This window comes from Azospirillum canadense (assembly GCF_025961225.1).
Classification (GTDB): Bacteria; Pseudomonadota; Alphaproteobacteria; order Azospirillales; family Azospirillaceae; genus Azospirillum; species Azospirillum canadense.
On sequence record NZ_JAOQNG010000001.1, the window covers coordinates 2,132,025 to 2,145,746 of the forward strand.

General features: G+C 65.1%; 24 protein-coding genes. All 24 read right to left on the reverse strand.

Going from position 1 to position 13,722, the window contains the following annotated elements:
• Nucleotides 1-3 precede the first annotated feature (3 nt).
• The 24 genes from rpmD to rpsL all read right to left on the reverse strand — a co-directional run bounded on the left by rpmD (nt 4) and on the right by rpsL (nt 13,597).
• Nucleotides 4-195 (reverse strand): 50S ribosomal protein L30, encoded by a 192-nt coding sequence (gene rpmD / locus M2351_RS10110; RefSeq protein WP_209767527.1) that lies wholly within the window; start codon nt 193-195, stop codon nt 4-6.
• 2 nt (nt 196-197) lie between these two features.
• Nucleotides 198-779 carry a 30S ribosomal protein S5 gene (rpsE, locus tag M2351_RS10115; protein WP_209767528.1) on the reverse strand — a complete coding sequence of 194 codons (582 nt, stop codon included), beginning with the start codon at nt 777-779 and terminating at the stop codon, nt 198-200.
• A 12-nt stretch (nt 780-791) separates the two neighbouring features.
• The gene (rplR, locus tag M2351_RS10120) at nt 792-1,154 is read right to left on the reverse strand and encodes a 50S ribosomal protein L18 (RefSeq protein ID WP_264655967.1); all 363 of its coding nucleotides are present in this window, start codon (nt 1,152-1,154) and stop codon (nt 792-794) included.
• A gap of 8 nt (nt 1,155-1,162) precedes the next feature.
• On the reverse strand, nt 1,163-1,696 hold the full coding sequence (gene rplF / locus M2351_RS10125; RefSeq protein WP_209767530.1) for a 50S ribosomal protein L6: 534 nt from the start codon (nt 1,694-1,696) through the stop codon (nt 1,163-1,165).
• A 13-nt stretch (nt 1,697-1,709) separates the two neighbouring features.
• Nucleotides 1,710-2,108, reverse strand: coding sequence for a 30S ribosomal protein S8 (rpsH, locus tag M2351_RS10130; protein ID WP_209767531.1), 399 nt, complete (start codon nt 2,106-2,108; stop codon nt 1,710-1,712).
• A 13-nt stretch (nt 2,109-2,121) separates the two neighbouring features.
• The gene (gene rpsN, locus M2351_RS10135) at nt 2,122-2,427 is read right to left on the reverse strand and encodes a 30S ribosomal protein S14 (protein ID WP_264655968.1); all 306 of its coding nucleotides are present in this window, start codon (nt 2,425-2,427) and stop codon (nt 2,122-2,124) included.
• Between the two features lie 19 nt (nt 2,428-2,446).
• Nucleotides 2,447-2,989, reverse strand: a complete 543-nt coding sequence (gene rplE, locus M2351_RS10140) for a 50S ribosomal protein L5 (protein ID WP_264655969.1) — start codon at nt 2,987-2,989, stop codon at nt 2,447-2,449.
• A 10-nt stretch (nt 2,990-2,999) separates the two neighbouring features.
• Nucleotides 3,000-3,320 (reverse strand): 50S ribosomal protein L24, encoded by a 321-nt coding sequence (rplX, locus tag M2351_RS10145; protein WP_209767534.1) that lies wholly within the window; start codon nt 3,318-3,320, stop codon nt 3,000-3,002.
• On the reverse strand, nt 3,317-3,685 hold the full coding sequence (gene rplN / locus M2351_RS10150) for a 50S ribosomal protein L14 (RefSeq protein ID WP_085555126.1): 369 nt from the start codon (nt 3,683-3,685) through the stop codon (nt 3,317-3,319). The genes rplX and rplN overlap by 4 nt, the downstream gene beginning before the upstream one ends.
• A 17-nt stretch (nt 3,686-3,702) precedes the next feature.
• Nucleotides 3,703-3,957, reverse strand: a complete 255-nt coding sequence (gene rpsQ, locus M2351_RS10155) for a 30S ribosomal protein S17 (RefSeq protein ID WP_264655970.1) — start codon at nt 3,955-3,957, stop codon at nt 3,703-3,705.
• Nucleotides 3,958-3,969: 12 nt separating this feature from the next.
• Nucleotides 3,970-4,176, reverse strand: a complete 207-nt coding sequence (rpmC, locus tag M2351_RS10160) for a 50S ribosomal protein L29 (protein WP_264655971.1) — start codon at nt 4,174-4,176, stop codon at nt 3,970-3,972.
• Complete coding sequence (gene rplP, locus M2351_RS10165; RefSeq protein ID WP_209767537.1) at nt 4,173-4,604, reverse strand: 50S ribosomal protein L16; 432 nt, start codon at nt 4,602-4,604, stop codon at nt 4,173-4,175. The genes rpmC and rplP overlap by 4 nt, the downstream gene beginning before the upstream one ends.
• A gap of 12 nt (nt 4,605-4,616) precedes the next feature.
• On the reverse strand, nt 4,617-5,396 hold the full coding sequence (gene rpsC, locus M2351_RS10170) for a 30S ribosomal protein S3 (RefSeq protein WP_264655972.1): 780 nt from the start codon (nt 5,394-5,396) through the stop codon (nt 4,617-4,619).
• A 1-nt stretch (nt 5,397) separates the two neighbouring features.
• A complete protein-coding gene (gene rplV / locus M2351_RS10175; RefSeq protein ID WP_209767539.1) occupies nt 5,398-5,793 on the reverse strand; it encodes a 50S ribosomal protein L22 in 396 nt (131 codons plus the stop codon).
• 3 nt (nt 5,794-5,796) lie between these two features.
• On the reverse strand, nt 5,797-6,075 hold the full coding sequence (rpsS, locus tag M2351_RS10180) for a 30S ribosomal protein S19 (RefSeq protein ID WP_014241034.1): 279 nt from the start codon (nt 6,073-6,075) through the stop codon (nt 5,797-5,799).
• A 12-nt stretch (nt 6,076-6,087) separates the two neighbouring features.
• Nucleotides 6,088-6,915, reverse strand: coding sequence for a 50S ribosomal protein L2 (rplB, locus tag M2351_RS10185; RefSeq protein ID WP_264655973.1), 828 nt, complete (start codon nt 6,913-6,915; stop codon nt 6,088-6,090).
• Nucleotides 6,916-6,931: 16 nt separating this feature from the next.
• Nucleotides 6,932-7,249, reverse strand: coding sequence for a 50S ribosomal protein L23 (locus M2351_RS10190; protein ID WP_209767541.1), 318 nt, complete (start codon nt 7,247-7,249; stop codon nt 6,932-6,934).
• Complete coding sequence (gene rplD / locus M2351_RS10195; protein ID WP_264655974.1) at nt 7,246-7,866, reverse strand: 50S ribosomal protein L4; 621 nt, start codon at nt 7,864-7,866, stop codon at nt 7,246-7,248. Before rplD ends, M2351_RS10190 begins: the two co-directional genes overlap by 4 nt.
• Nucleotides 7,867-7,871: 5 nt before the next feature.
• Nucleotides 7,872-8,582: a 50S ribosomal protein L3 gene (rplC, locus tag M2351_RS10200; RefSeq protein ID WP_264655975.1), complete on the reverse strand. Its 711-nt coding sequence runs from the start codon at nt 8,580-8,582 to the stop codon at nt 7,872-7,874.
• Between the two features lie 60 nt (nt 8,583-8,642).
• Nucleotides 8,643-8,951 (reverse strand): 30S ribosomal protein S10, encoded by a 309-nt coding sequence (rpsJ, locus tag M2351_RS10205; protein ID WP_014241039.1) that lies wholly within the window; start codon nt 8,949-8,951, stop codon nt 8,643-8,645.
• A gap of 458 nt (nt 8,952-9,409) precedes the next feature.
• Complete coding sequence (gene tuf / locus M2351_RS10210) at nt 9,410-10,600, reverse strand: elongation factor Tu (RefSeq protein ID WP_264655976.1); 1,191 nt, start codon at nt 10,598-10,600, stop codon at nt 9,410-9,412.
• Between the two features lie 37 nt (nt 10,601-10,637).
• Nucleotides 10,638-12,716 carry an elongation factor G gene (gene fusA, locus M2351_RS10215; RefSeq protein WP_264655977.1) on the reverse strand — a complete coding sequence of 693 codons (2,079 nt, stop codon included), beginning with the start codon at nt 12,714-12,716 and terminating at the stop codon, nt 10,638-10,640.
• Nucleotides 12,717-12,742: 26 nt separating this feature from the next.
• Nucleotides 12,743-13,213 (reverse strand): 30S ribosomal protein S7, encoded by a 471-nt coding sequence (gene rpsG, locus M2351_RS10220; protein ID WP_209773845.1) that lies wholly within the window; start codon nt 13,211-13,213, stop codon nt 12,743-12,745.
• 12 nt (nt 13,214-13,225) lie between these two features.
• Nucleotides 13,226-13,597, reverse strand: a complete 372-nt coding sequence (gene rpsL, locus M2351_RS10225) for a 30S ribosomal protein S12 (RefSeq protein WP_012973201.1) — start codon at nt 13,595-13,597, stop codon at nt 13,226-13,228.
• Nucleotides 13,598-13,722 lie beyond the last annotated feature (125 nt).

Below are 13,722 nucleotides of genomic sequence, written 5' to 3' on the forward strand. Positions count from 1 at the left end.
GGTTCAGCCCTCGTTCTCGACGCGGACCAGGTGCGCGACCTTGGCGATCATGCCCCGCACGGCCGGAGTGTCCTCCAGCTCGCGGGTCCGGTGCAGCTTGTTGAGACCCAGACCGATCAGCGTCTCGCGCTGGTCGTGCTTGCGACCGATCGGGCTGCCGGTCTGGGTGACGATGACGGTCTTCTTTTCGGCCATGATCAAGCCTCCTGCGCACCGGCGGCGCCGGTTTCGCGCTTGCCGAGGATGTCGCTGACGCGACGGCCACGACGGGCGGCAACGCTGCGCGGGCTGGAAACCTGCGACAGGGCGTCGAAGGTCGCCTTGATCATGTTGTGCGGGTTCGAGGTGCCGATCGACTTCGTCACCACGTCCTGCACGCCCAGGGCCTCGAAGATCGCGCGCATCGGGCCGCCAGCGATGATGCCGGTACCGGCCGGGGCGGTGCGCAGCACGACCTTGCCGGCACCGAAGTGACCGTTGGAGTCATGATGCAGCGTGCGCCCCTCGCGCAGCGGAACACGGATCATGCCGCGCTTCGCCTGGTCCGTGGCCTTGCGAATGGCCTCCGGGACCTCACGGGCCTTGCCCGAACCGACGCCGACGCGGCCCTTGCCGTCGCCGACCACCACCAGGGCGGCGAAGCCGAAGCGACGGCCGCCCTTCACAACCTTGGCGACGCGGTTGATGCCGACGAGCTTTTCGATCAGCTCGCTCTCTTCCCGATCGCGCTCGCGCGGCTGCCGATCACGGTCGCTCCGCTCGCCTCGTTCACGTGCCATTTCGGAGCCTCCTTAGAACGACAGCCCGCCCTCGCGGGCGGCGTCGGCCAGGGCCTTGACCCGGCCGTGGTAAATGTAGCCACCACGGTCGAACACGACCTCGGTGACGCCCGCCGCCTTGGCGCGCTCGGCGATAAGCGTGCCGACCTTCTTGGCGGCTTCGACGTTCCCGCCGTGCTTGAGCTGCTCGCGCAGCTCCTTTTCCACGGAAGAGGCCGAGGCGACCGTACGGCCGCTCTCGTCGTCGATGATCTGGACGTAGATGTGCAGATTGGACCGGAAAACCGAAAGGCGAGCCCGCCCGCCGGCCTTCTTGGCAATCTGCGCGCGCACGCGCTGCTTGCGGCGCTCGTGGAGTTGCTTTGGCTTGAGCATGGCGGACCTTACTTCTTCTTGCCTTCCTTGCGGAGGATGGTCTCGGTCGTGTACTTGATGCCCTTGCCCTTGTAGGGCTCCGGCTTCTTCCACCCACGGATTTCCGCGGCGACCTGACCGACCTTCTGCTTGTCGAAGCCCGACACCGAGATCGCGGTGGGCTTGTCACACTTGATGGTGATGCCCTCCGGGATCGGGTACTTCACGTCGTGCGAGAAGCCGAGCTGCATGACCAGCTCCTTGCCCTGCACGGCCGCGCGGTAACCGACGCCGTTGATCTCGAGGTTGATGGTGAAGCCCTGGCTGACGCCCGTGACCATGTTGTTGATCAGCGTCCGCGAGGTCGCCCACATGACGCGGGCGCGCTTGCCGTCGTTGGCCGGGGCCACCACGACCTTGCCGTCTTCCAGCTTGGCCGTGATGTCGTCGATGAGGGTCAGGCTGAGCGAACCCAGCTTGCCCTTGGCCGTCACCTGCTGGCCGTTGACGGCAACGTCAACACCAGCCGGGACCGGCACGGGATGCTTTCCAATGCGCGACATCGAAGGATCCCCCTTAGAACACGCGGCAGAGGACTTCACCGCCGACGTTGGCGGCGCGGGCCTCATTGTCCGACATCACGCCGCGCGGCGTGGAGAGGATCGAAATGCCCAGGCCGTTGAAGACGCGGGGCAGATCGGTGATCTTCGAATAGACGCGGCGGCCGGGCTTCGACACGCGGGCGATCTGCTTAATGACAGGCTCGCCTTCGTGATACTTCAGCTCGATCTTCAGGTTCTTGACGCCGGGGCGAACATCTTCCTCGGAATAACCGCGGATGTAACCCTCGCGCTTCAGGACCTCGAGGACGTTGGAGCGCAGCTTGGACGCCGGGCTCTCCACAACAGACATGCGGGCGTGCTGACCGTTGCGGATGCGGGTCAGCATATCGCCGAGCGGATCGCTCAAAGACATTTTCCGACCCTCCTTACCAGCTCGACTTCGTCATGCCCGGGATCTGGCCGGTCGAGGCCAGTTCACGGAGCGTGACGCGGGAAAGCTTGAACTTGCGATAGAACGCCCGCGGACGGCCGGTCATTTCGCAGCGGTTGCGGATGCGCACCTTCGAGGAGTTGCGCGGCATTTCGGCCAGCTTGAGGCGGGCGGCGAACTGCTCTTCCGGCGGGAGGGAACGGTCGGAGGCGATGGCCTTCAGACGAGCGCGCTTGTTGGCATACTGCTTCACCAACTTCGTGCGGCGCTTGTTCTTCTCGATGGCACTGGTCTTAGCCATGGGGTCGTGCTCCAGCCAATCAGGCCACAAACGGCATGTCGAAGGCCTTCAGGAGAGCCTTGGCCTCCTTGTCGGTCTTCGCCGAGGTGACGAAAATGATGTCCATGCCGCGGATCTGATCGATCTTGTCGTAGTCGATCTCCGGGAAAATGATCTGCTCCTTGACGCCCATGGCATAGTTGCCACGGCCGTCGAAGCTGTTGCCGGGAATGCCGCGGAAGTCGCGGACACGCGGCAACGCGATCGTGACCAGGCGATCCAGGAACTCGTACATGCGGTCGCGCCGGAGCGTGACCTTGCAGCCGATCGACATGCCCTCGCGCAGCTTGAACTGCGCGATGGACTTGCGCGACTTGGTGATCACCGGCTTCTGGCCGCTGATCGCCGCGAGTTCGCTCACCGCGTTCTGGATCTTCTTGGAGTCGCCGACGGCTTCGCCGACACCCATGTTGATGACGATCTTCTCGATCCGCGGAACTTCGAGGTCGTTCTTGTAGCCGAACTCGCTCTTGAGCGCGGCGCGGATCTTGGAGTCGTAGATTTCCTTCAAACGTGCAGCCATGGTCCGGTCCTCACACGTCGATAACTTCGCCGGACCGCTTGGCGACACGCACCTTGCGGCCATCCTCAAGGATCTTGAAGCCGACGCGGGTCGGCTTGCCGTCCTTGGGGTCGATGTGGGCGACGTTCGAGACGTTGATCGGCGCCTCGAACTCAACGATGCCGCCCTGCGAGCGGGCGCTGGGGCGCTGGTGCTTCTTCACCACGTTGACGCCCTGCACGACGACACGGCCTTCCGCGGGGATGACCTTGATCACCTCGCCGGTCTTGCCCTTGTCCTTGCCGGTCAGAACGACGACCTTGTCCTTGGTCTTGATCTTCGCGGCCATCACAGCACCTCCGGCGCCAGCGAGATGATCTTCATGAACTTCTTGCCGCGCAGCTCGCGGGTGACCGGCCCGAAGATACGGGTGCCGATCGGCTCGCCCTGCTTGTTGATCAGCACGGCCGCGTTGCGGTCGAAGCGGATCGCGGATCCGTCGTCCCGGCGCAGTTCCTTCGCGGTGCGGACGATGACGGCGCGATGCACGTCGCCCTTCTTGACGCGGCCCTTCGGAATGGCTTCCTTGACGGAGACGACGATGACGTCGCCCACGGTGGCAACCTTCCGCTTGGACCCGCCAAGCACCTTGATGCACTGCACCCGGCGCGCCCCGCTATTGTCGGCGACTTCCAGGTTGGTTTGCATCTGGATCATGGTTCAGTACCTTTCCGTTACGCGGCGCCGCCAGTGGCGGCGGACTCGAGCACGACCGCCCAGCGCTTGCGCTTGGAGATCGGGCGGCATTCGATGATCGAAACGGTATCGCCGACCTTGAACTGGTTGCCCTCGTCGTGGGCGGCGTACTTCTTCGACTGACGAATGAACTTCTTGTACACGGGGTGCATGACGCGGCGCTCGACCAGGACGGTAACCGTCTTGTCGCCCTTGTCGCTGACCACCGTGCCCTGCAGAACGCGGCGAGGCATTGGTAGCCCTCCTTACTTGCCGGCTTCGGCCGAGCGCGAACGCTCGCCGAGAACCGTCTTGATGCGCGCGATGTCGCGACGCACGACCTGCACCCGCGCGGTGTTCTCCAGCTGGCCTGATGCCCGCTGGAAGCGCAGGTTGAACTGTTCCTTCTTGAGCTGGATGAGCTGATCGTTCAGCTCATCGGTGCTCTTCGTGCGAACGTCGACGGACTTCATGCCGCCACCTCCTCACCGCCGCCGAGGCGGGTCACCAGCTTGGTCTTGATCGGCAGCTTGGCGGCCGCCAGGGCGAACGCCTGCTTTGCCACATCGGCCGGCACGCCGTCCAGCTCGAACAGGATGCGGCCCGGATGAACGCGCGCCGCCCAGTATTCGGGCGTGCCCTTACCGGAACCCATGCGGACTTCGGCGGGCTTGGTGGAGACCGGCAGATCCGGGAACACGCGGATCCACACGCGGCCCTGACGCTTCATGGCGCGGGTGATCGCGCGGCGGGCCGCCTCGATCTGGCGGGCCGTGATGCGCTCCGGCTCCAGGGCCTTGAGGCCGAAGGCGCCGAAGTTCAGCTGGGTGCCGCCCTTCGCGTTGCCGTGGATGCGGCCCTTGTGGGCCTTGCGGTACTTGGTACGCTTCGGAGAAAGCATCGCTCTGCCCCTTTACTCGCGGTCGGCGCGTTCGGAGCGATCGCGGTCGCCGCGACCGCGGCCCCCACGGTCCTCACGATCGCCACGCTCACGGCGCTCGCGACGCGGCTCGCCATCGGTGGAAACCGGCTCGGTGCCCATGCGCTTGTCCTGCGCCATCGGGTCGTGCGCCATGATCTCGCCCTTGAAGACCCACACCTTGACACCGCAGGTGCCGTAGGTGGTCTTCGCGGTGGCCGTGCCGTAGTCGATGTCCGCACGCAGGGTGTGCAGCGGAACGCGGCCCTCACGGTACCACTCGAGGCGGGCGATCTCGGCGCCGCCGAGACGGCCCGAGCAGTTGATGCGGATGCCCTGGGCGCCGAGGCGCATGGCCGACTGCACTGCGCGCTTCATGGCGCGGCGGAAGGCGACACGGCGCTCCAGCTGGCTGGAGATGTTCTCGGCGATGAGGCGGGCGTCGATCTCCGGCTTGCGGATCTCGACGATGTTGAGGCTGACCTCACTGCCCGTCATCTTCGACAGTTCGCCGCGCAGCTTCTCGATGTCCGCGCCCTTCTTGCCGATCACCACGCCCGGACGGGCCGAGTGGATGGTGACGCGGGCCTTCTTGGCCGGACGCTCGATCACGACGCGCGAGCAGCCGGCCTGCTGCAGGCGGCCCTGCAAGTAGCCGCGCAGCTTCAGGTCCTGGTGCAGCATGTTGGCGTAGTCGCGCTTGGCGAACCAACGGCTGTCCCAGGTCCGGTTGATGCCGAGGCGCAGCCCGATCGGATTGACTTTCTGACCCATCTTACTCGGCCCCTTCGGCAACGGCGGCGTCGCGCTCGCGCACGATGATCGTCAGGTTGGAGAACAGCTTCTCGACCCGGGCGCCGCGTCCGCGGGCGCGGGCGTGGAAGCGCTTCATCACCAGAGCGCGGCCGACGGTCGCCGAGGAGACGTACAGCCGGTCGACGTCGAGCTGATGGTTGTTCTCGGCGTTCGCGATCGCGGCCTGCAGGACCTTCTTCACCTCGCCGGCAATGCGGCGCTTGGAGAAGGTCAGCTCGGCCACGGCACGGCTCGCGTCCATGTTGCGGATGAGCTGGGCGACGAGGTTCAGCTTGCGCGGGCTGGTGCGGATCATCGGATTGGAGGCCAGAGCCTCGTTCTCCGCGATGCGGCTGGGGTTGGAGGGCTTGCCCATGGCTTACTTCCTCTTCGCCTTCTTGTCCGCCGCGTGCCCGTAGAAGGTGCGCGTCGGAGCGAACTCACCGAACTTGTGGCCGATCATGTTCTCGGTCACCAGAACCGGCAGGAACTTGTGGCCATTGTAGACGCCGAACGTGAGACCCACGAACTGCGGCAGGATGGTCGAACGACGCGACCAGATCTTGATGATCTCGTTGCGGCCCGAGGCGCGGGACTTGTCCGCCTTCTTCAGCAGATAGCCGTCGACGAACGGGCCCTTCCAAACGGAGCGTGCCATCGTCCGACCTCCTTACTTCGAATGACGGCGGCGCAGGATCAGGCCGTCCGTCTTCTTGTTGTGACGCGTCTTCTTGCCCTTGGTCGGCTTGCCCCACGGGGTGACCGGGTGACGGCCGCCCGAGGTGCGACCCTCACCACCACCGTGCGGGTGGTCGATCGGGTTCATGGCGACGCCGCGGACCGACGGACGGACACCGAGCCACCGGTTGCGGCCGGCCTTGCCCAGGTTCGTGTTCATCTGGTCCGGGTTGGACACGGCACCCAGCGTGGCCATGCACTCGCCGCGGACCATGCGCAGCTCGCCCGAGGGGAGCTTCAGCTGCGCGTAGCCGCCGTCACGGCCGACCAGCTGCAGGTAGGTGCCGGCCGAACGGGCCAGCTGACCACCCTTGCCGGGCTTCAGTTCGACGTTGTGCACGACCGAACCGACCGGGATGTTCTTCAGCGGCATGGCGTTGCCGGGCTTCACGTCGACCTTCTCGCCCGACACGACCGTGTCGCCCACCTTCAGGCGCTGCGGCGCCAGGATGTAGGAAAGGGTGCCGTCCTCGTACTTGATGAGGGCGATGAAGCCCGTACGGTTCGGGTCGTACTCCAGCCGCTCGACCACGGCCGGGACGTCGAACTTACGGCGCTTGAAGTCCACCAGACGGTAGACACGCTTGTGACCGCCACCCATCCGGCGCGCGGTGATGCGGCCGGTGTTGTTGCGGCCACCAGACTTGGTCAGACCCTGAGTCAGGGACTTGACCGGCTTGCCCTTCCACAGCTCCGAGCGGTCGACGATGACCAGCTGGCGGAGCGACGGCGTAATCGGGCGGTATTGCTTCAGAGCCATCGGATCACACTCCCGCTCAGATGCCCGTGGTCACGTCGATCTTGTGCCCCTCGGCGAGGGTCACGACGGCCTTCTTGATGTCCGAGCGACGACCGATGGTGCCGCGGAAGCGCTTGGTCTTGCCCTTGGCGATAAGGGTGTTGACCGCGGTCACCTTCACGTTGAACAGCCCTTCGACCGCCGCCTTGATTTCCGGCTTGGTGGCCGACAGCGGAACGCGGAACGTGACCTGGTTGTGCTCCGAAGCCATCGTCGACTTCTCGGTGATGACCGGAGCCAGAATGAGGTCGTACATCCGCTCCTGGCTCACCGCAGGTTTCGACTGCTTGCTCATTTCAGGCGAGCCTCCAGCTGCTCGACCGCGTTGCGGGTCAGGACCAGCGTGTCGCGGCGAAGAATGTCGTAGACGTTGGCGCCCTGCTCCGGCAGCACGTCGATCAGCGGGATGTTGCGCGAAGCCCGAGCGAAGTTCTCGTTCAGGTTCGACCCGTCGATGATCAGCGCCGAGGACAGGCCCAGGGTGGCGAGGCGGGCAGCGAGATCCCTGGTCTTGTGCGTCTCGGCCGAAGCGGCGTCGAGGACCAGGAGCTTGCCTTCCGCGGCCTTCGTGGACAGCGCGGTCTTCAGGGCCAACTTGCGGACCTTCTTCGTCAGGTCATGCTCGTGCGAGCGAACGACCGGGCCGAAGATGGTCGCGCCGCCGCGGAACTGCGCGGAGCGCATCGAGCCCTGACGGGCGCGGCCGGTGCCCTTCTGCCGGTACGGCTTCTTGCCGGTGCCGGAGATCTCGCTGATCGTCTTGGTCTTATGGGTACCGGCGCGGCGCTTGGCCAGCTGCCAGTTGACCATGCGGGCCAGGAGATCGGTGCGGGACGGGAGGCCGAAGACGTCGTCGGACAGATCGATCTCGCCGACGGTCTCGTTGTTCAGGTTCTTAATGGTCGCCTTCATGGCCATCACTCCTGCGGCTCGGCAGCGGCCTCGGCGGCCGGGGCAGCCTTGATGCCGGCGGGGAACGGCAGACCTTCTGGAGCCTTCTTCTTCACCGCGTCGCGGATGCGCAGCCAAGCGCCCTCGGCGCCCGGGACGGCGCCCTTGAGGAAGATCAGGCCACGGTCTTCGTCGACCGACACGACCTTCAGGTTCAGAACCGTGACCTTCTCGTCGCCCAGGTGACCGGCCATCTTCTTGTTCTTGAAGACCTTACCGGGGTCCTGGCGGTTACCCGTCGAACCGTGCGAGCGGTGCGACACCGACACGCCGTGCGTTGCGCGCAGACCACCGAAGTTCCAGCGCTTCATCGGACCGGCGAAGCCCTTACCGATGGAGGTGCCGGTGACGTCGACGAACTGGCCCGGAACGAAGTGCGCGGCCGACAGTTCGGCGCCAACCTCGATCAGCGCGTCGGCGGGAACGCGGAACTCGACCAGCTTGCGCTTCGGTTCCACGCGCGCCTTGGCGAAATGCCCGCGCTCAGGCTTCGTGACGTTCTTCACCTTGATGGCGCCGGCACCGAGCTGAACGGCGGTGTAGCCGTCCTTATCTTCGGTGCGAACGGCGACGACCTGGCAGCTGTCGACTTTCAGCACAGTCACCGGCACGTGCGTCCCGTCATCCGTGAAGACGCGGGTCATGCCGACTTTCTGCGCGATCAAACCGGATCGCATTGTTCTTTATCTCCTGACCAGGGACATCCTCAGAGGGAGAGGTCCCTCAACAGCAACGACTTAGAGCTTGATCTCGACATCCACACCAGCGGCGAGGTCGAGCTTCATCAGCGCGTCCACCGTCTGGGGCGTCGGATCGACGATGTCGAGCAGACGCTTGTGGGTGCGGATCTCGAACTGCTCGCGCGACTTCTTGTCGACGTGCGGCGAGCGGTTCACGGTAAACTTCTCGATCTGCGTCGGCAGCGGGATCGGCCCCCGCACCCGAGCACCGGTCCGCTTGGCGGTGTTGACGATCTCGCTGGTCGACTGGTCGAGCACGCGATGATCGAACGCCTTCAAGCGGATGCGGATGTTCTGGCTGTCCATGTCCAAACGTCCCTTGCACCTCGTTTCGGTGACGCCAACGCGCCACCGGTACCCCAAAACCTTTCCCCCGGGGCCCAACAGCGGCAGGTTTCCCTGCGCCGGTTCACCGAAGCGGCGGGCAGCGGGTTATCCGATCCGAATTGACGGCCGATACGAAAAAGAACATCCCCCGCACTTCCATGCGGACGGATGTTCCTGGCAGCACCTGAGCACGGTTCTAAACCCGCGATGCCGTTCGTCATCGGGCTGCGTCTAGGCCGGACGTGCCTACCACCAACCCTTAATTCCAGAGGGCGTAACGTGTAGGCCCAAGCCGCCTTGGTGTCAACCCACATTTTCCCTCCTGTGACAGAGAGATGGCGGATTGACAACGGCGGGCGCCACGGCCCTTCGGATTTATCCGGTAAACGCAAAAAAAGGGAGCCGGCGTGCGCCGACTCCCCTTCCCGCAAAGCGACTTACTTGATGATCGAGGCGACGACGCCGGCGCCGACCGTACGACCACCCTCGCGGATGGCGAAACGCAGGCCCTCGTCCATGGCGATCGGAGCGATCAGCTCGACTTCCATGGAGATGTTGTCGCCCGGCATCACCATCTCGGTGCCTTCCGGCAGCTTCACCATGCCCGTCACGTCCGTGGTGCGGAAGTAGAACTGCGGGCGGTAGTTGGTGAAAAACGGCGTGTGGCGGCCACCCTCTTCCTTGGTCAGGATGTAGGCCTCGGCCTTGAAGGTGGTGTGCGGGGTGATGCTGCCCGGCTTGGCCAGGACCTGGCCGCGCTCGACGTCCTCACGCTTGGTGCCGCGCAGCAGCGCGCCGATGTTGTCGCCGGCCTCACCGGAGTCGAGCAGCTTGCGGAACATCTCCACGCCGGTCACGGTCGTCTTGACCGTCGCCTTCAGGCCGACGATCTCGACTTCCTCGCCGACCTTGACGATGCCGCGCTCGACGCGCCCGGTCACCACGGTGCCGCGGCCGGAGATCGAGAACACGTCCTCGATCGGCATCAGGAACGGACGGTCCTTCGGACGCTCCGGCTGCGGGATGTACTGGTCGACCTCGGCCATCAGCTTCAGGATGGCGTCACGGCCGATCTCCGGCTGCTTGTCCTCCAGCGCGCACAGCGCCGAGCCCTTGACGATCGGAATGTCGTCGCCCGGGAACTGGTAGGAGGACAGCAGCTCGCGCACCTCCATCTCGACCAGCTCGAGCAGCTCCGGATCGTCGACCATGTCGACCTTGTTCATGAACACCACCAGCGCCGGCACGCCGACCTGGCGGGCCAGCAGGATGTGCTCGCGCGTCTGCGGCATCGGGCCGTCGGCGGCCGACACGACCAGGATGGCGCCGTCCATCTGCGCCGCACCCGTGATCATGTTCTTCACGTAGTCGGCGTGGCCCGGGCAGTCCACGTGCGCGTAGTGGCGGTTGGTCGTCTCGTACTCGACGTGCGCCGTCGAGATCGTGATGCCGCGCGCCTTCTCCTCCGGAGCCTTGTCGATCTGGTCGTAGGCCGTGAAGGTCGCGCCGCCGCTCTCGGCCAGCACCTTCGTGATCGCCGCCGTCAGCGACGTCTTGCCGTGGTCGACGTGGCCGATCGTGCCAATGTTGCAGTGCGGCTTGTTCCGCTCGAACTTTGCCTTCGCCATGGTGTGTGCTCTCCGTCTCTTTGTCGTTCCAGCGGTATCAGGCCATCTTGGCGCGGACGTCGTCCGCAATGGCCTGCGGCACCGGCTCGTAGTGGTCGAACTGCATCGTGTACTGCGCCCGCCCCTGGCTCATGGAGCGCAGCGTGTTCACATAGCCGAACATGTTGGCCAACGGAACCATGCCGGTGATCGTACGGGCGTTCCCCCGCTGGTCCATGGCCATGACCTGTCCGCGGCGGCTGTTCAGGTCGCCGATGATGTCGCCCATGTAGTCCTCCGGCGTCACCACCTCAACCTTCATGATCGGCTCCAGCAGCGTGGGGCCGGCCTTTTGCAGACCCTCGCGGATGGCCGCGCGCGTCGCGATCTCGAAGGCGAGCACCGAGGAGTCGACATCGTGGAACGCGCCGTCCACGAGTTCGGCCTTCAGGTCGATCACCGGGAATCCTGCGACCACGCCGCTGTTCATGGCGGAGTCCAGCCCCTTCTGGACGCCCGGCACATACTCCTTCGGCACGGCGCCGCCGACCACCTTGTTCTGGAAGACGAAGCCCTCGCCGGCGGGCAACGGCGAAAAGACGAGCTTCACGCGGGCGAATTGCCCGGTGCCACCGCTCTGCTTCTTGTGGGTGTAGTCGACCTCGGCGGTCTTGGTGATGGTCTCGCGGTACGCCACCTGCGGCGCGCCGACGTTCGCCTCCACCTTGAACTCCCGCTTCATGCGGTCGACGATGATCTCCAGGTGCAGCTCGCCCATGCCCTTGATGACGGTCTGCCCGGACTCGTGGTCGACGGCAACCCGGAAGGACGGGTCTTCCTGGGCGAGGCGCGCGAGCGCCATGCCCATCTTCTCCTGGTCGGCCTTGGAGCGCGGCTCGACGGCGACCTCGATCACCGGCTCCGGGAACTCCATCCGTTCCAGAACGATGGGCTTGGCGGGATCGCACAGCGTGTCGCCGGTCGTCGTGCTCTTCAGCGCGGTGAAGGCGACGATGTCGCCGGCGTGGGCGTCGGAAATCTCTTCGCGGCTGTTGGCGTGCATCAGCAGCATGCGGCCGATGCGCTCGCGCTCCCCCTTCAAGGGATTCAGCACCGTGCTCCCAGCCTCGACGCTGCCGGAATAGACCCGCACGAAGGTCAGCGACCCGACGAAGGGGTCGTTCATGATCTTGAAGGCAAGGGCGGAAAACGGCTCTGCGTCGTCCGGCGCGCGCTCGTCGGCCTCGTTGCTGTTGACCTTGTGGCCCTTCACCGCCCCGACGTCCACTGGGGCCGGCAGATAGTCCACCACGGCATCCAGCATCGGCTGCACGCCCTTGTTCTTGAAGGCGGAGCCGCAGAGGACGGGCACGAATTTCAGGCCGATGGCGCCCTTGCGGATGCAGGCCTTCAGCGTCTCGACCGAGGGCTCCTCGCCGGACTCCAGGTATGCCTCCGTCGCCGCGTCGTCGAGTTCGATCGCGGTGTCGATCAGCGCCTGCCGGTATTCGGCCGCCTGGGCCCGCAGGTCCTCGGGAATGTCGGTGTAGTAGAATTCGGCGCCGAGCGTCTCTTCCTTCCAGACGATCGCGCGCATCGCGATCAGATCGACGACGCCCACGAAGGAAGCCTCGGACCCGATCGGCAACTGGACCACGAGCGGGGTGGTGCCCAACCGCTCCTTCATCATCTCGACGCAACGGAAGAAGTTCGCGCCGGTGCGGTCCATCTTGTTGACGAAACACATGCGGGGCACGCCGTACTTGTCAGCCTGCCGCCACACGGTCTCGGACTGAGGCTCCACCCCCGCCACGGAATCGAACACAGCAACCGCACCGTCGAGCACGCGCAATGACCGTTCGACCTCGATGGTAAAGTCGACGTGGCCCGGCGTGTCGATGATGTTGATTCGGTGGTCGCGCCAGAAGCAGGTGGTGGCCGCCGACGTGATCGTGATGCCCCGTTCCTGTTCCTGCTCCATCCAGTCCATCACCGCGGTGCCCTCGTGCACCTCGCCGATCTTGTACGACTTTCCAGTGTAGTACAGGATCCGCTCGGTGGTCGTGGTCTTCCCGGCATCGATGTGAGCCATGATGCCGATGTTGCGGTAGCGGTCGAGAGGGTGGGAACGGGGCATGACAAGCACCTGGGTCGGTGGGTGCCTTACCAGCGGTAGTGCGAGAAGGCCTTGTTGGCTTCCGCCATACGGTGGGTGTCTTCGCGCTTCTTCACGGCGGTGCCACGCTGGTTGGCAGCGTCCATCAGCTCACCCGACAGGCGCTCGGTCATGGTGTTTTCCGAGCGGGCGCGGGCAGCGCCGATGAGCCAACGAATGGCCAGGGCCTGGGCGCGGTCCGAACGGACCTCGACCGGAACCTGGTAGGTGGCGCCACCAACGCGGCGGGAGCGCACCTCAAGGTGCGGCTTCACGTTCGCGAGGGCGTCGTGGAAGACCTGGACGGGCTCGCCCTTGATCTTCGTCTCGATGCGGGTCAGCGCACCGTAGACGATGCGTTCGGCGGCAGACTTCTTGCCGTCCAGCATCAGGCAGTTCATGAACTTGGTCAGAACGCGGTCGCCATACTTGGCGTCCGGCAGGACCTCACGCTTCTCGGCGCGACGACGACGGGACATCGTGAATACTCCTTACTTCGGACGCTTCGCGCCGTACTTCGAACGACGCTGCTTACGATCCTTCACGCCCTGGGTATCGAGCGTGCCGCGGATGATGTGGTAACGGACACCGGGAAGGTCCTTCACACGGCCGCCGCGGATCATAACCACCGAGTGTTCCTGGAGGTTATGGCCTTCGCCGGGGATGTAGGAGGTCACCTCGAAGCCGTTCGTCAGACGAACGCGGGCGACCTTACGCAGAGCCGAGTTCGGCTTCTTCGGGGTCGTGGTGTACACGCGGGTGCAGACGCCACGCTTCTGCGGGCACGCCTCCATCGCGGGAACCTTATTGCGCGCGGCCAAGGGCTCGCGCGGCTTACGGATCAACTGGTTGATCGTCGGCATATCTGCCCTTCATCCCTTCAGGTCACTCGGCCGGCGGAGCCGGTCGATTCGATAATATCGCCCGGCGTGCAAGCCGGCCGACATCAATTTACCGTCCGGCAGAGCCGGACGATGCAAAAGCCCGC

Excerpts from the sequence above, each read along its gene's own strand:
- rpmD (WP_209767527.1), bottom strand. The coding sequence starts at position 195 with ATGGCCGAAAAGAAGACCGTCATCGTCACCCAGACCGGCAGCCCGATC.
- rpsE (WP_209767528.1), bottom strand. The coding sequence starts at position 779 with ATGGCACGTGAACGAGGCGAGCGGAGCGACCGTGATCGGCAGCCGCGC.
- rplR (WP_264655967.1), bottom strand. The coding sequence starts at position 1,154 with ATGCTCAAGCCAAAGCAACTCCACGAGCGCCGCAAGCAGCGCGTGCGC.
- rplF (WP_209767530.1), bottom strand. The coding sequence starts at position 1,696 with ATGTCGCGCATTGGAAAGCATCCCGTGCCGGTCCCGGCTGGTGTTGAC.
- rpsH (WP_209767531.1), bottom strand. The coding sequence starts at position 2,108 with ATGTCTTTGAGCGATCCGCTCGGCGATATGCTGACCCGCATCCGCAAC.
- rpsN (WP_264655968.1), bottom strand. The coding sequence starts at position 2,427 with ATGGCTAAGACCAGTGCCATCGAGAAGAACAAGCGCCGCACGAAGTTG.
- rplE (WP_264655969.1), bottom strand. The coding sequence starts at position 2,989 with ATGGCTGCACGTTTGAAGGAAATCTACGACTCCAAGATCCGCGCCGCG.
- rplN (WP_085555126.1), bottom strand. The coding sequence starts at position 3,685 with ATGATCCAGATGCAAACCAACCTGGAAGTCGCCGACAATAGCGGGGCG.
- rpsQ (WP_264655970.1), bottom strand. The coding sequence starts at position 3,957 with ATGCCTCGCCGCGTTCTGCAGGGCACGGTGGTCAGCGACAAGGGCGAC.
- rpmC (WP_264655971.1), bottom strand. The coding sequence starts at position 4,176 with ATGAAGTCCGTCGACGTTCGCACGAAGAGCACCGATGAGCTGAACGAT.
- rplP (WP_209767537.1), bottom strand. The coding sequence starts at position 4,604 with ATGCTTTCTCCGAAGCGTACCAAGTACCGCAAGGCCCACAAGGGCCGC.
- rpsC (WP_264655972.1), bottom strand. The coding sequence starts at position 5,396 with ATGGGTCAGAAAGTCAATCCGATCGGGCTGCGCCTCGGCATCAACCGG.
- rplV (WP_209767539.1), bottom strand. The coding sequence starts at position 5,793 with ATGGGCAAGCCCTCCAACCCCAGCCGCATCGCGGAGAACGAGGCTCTG.
- rpsS (WP_014241034.1), bottom strand. The coding sequence starts at position 6,075 with ATGGCACGCTCCGTTTGGAAGGGCCCGTTCGTCGACGGCTATCTGCTG.
- rplB (WP_264655973.1), bottom strand. The coding sequence starts at position 6,915 with ATGGCTCTGAAGCAATACCGCCCGATTACGCCGTCGCTCCGCCAGCTG.
- M2351_RS10190 (WP_209767541.1), bottom strand. The coding sequence starts at position 7,249 with ATGAGCAAGCAGTCGAAACCTGCGGTGAGCCAGGAGCGGATGTACGAC.
- rplD (WP_264655974.1), bottom strand. The coding sequence starts at position 7,866 with ATGAAGGCGACCATTAAGAACCTGAACAACGAGACCGTCGGCGAGATC.
- rplC (WP_264655975.1), bottom strand. The coding sequence starts at position 8,582 with ATGCGATCCGGTTTGATCGCGCAGAAAGTCGGCATGACCCGCGTCTTC.
- rpsJ (WP_014241039.1), bottom strand. The coding sequence starts at position 8,951 with ATGGACAGCCAGAACATCCGCATCCGCTTGAAGGCGTTCGATCATCGC.
- tuf (WP_264655976.1), bottom strand. The coding sequence starts at position 10,600 with ATGGCGAAGGCAAAGTTCGAGCGGAACAAGCCGCACTGCAACATTGGC.
- fusA (WP_264655977.1), bottom strand. The coding sequence starts at position 12,716 with ATGCCCCGTTCCCACCCTCTCGACCGCTACCGCAACATCGGCATCATG.
- rpsG (WP_209773845.1), bottom strand. The coding sequence starts at position 13,213 with ATGTCCCGTCGTCGTCGCGCCGAGAAGCGTGAGGTCCTGCCGGACGCC.
- rpsL (WP_012973201.1), bottom strand. The coding sequence starts at position 13,597 with ATGCCGACGATCAACCAGTTGATCCGTAAGCCGCGCGAGCCCTTGGCC.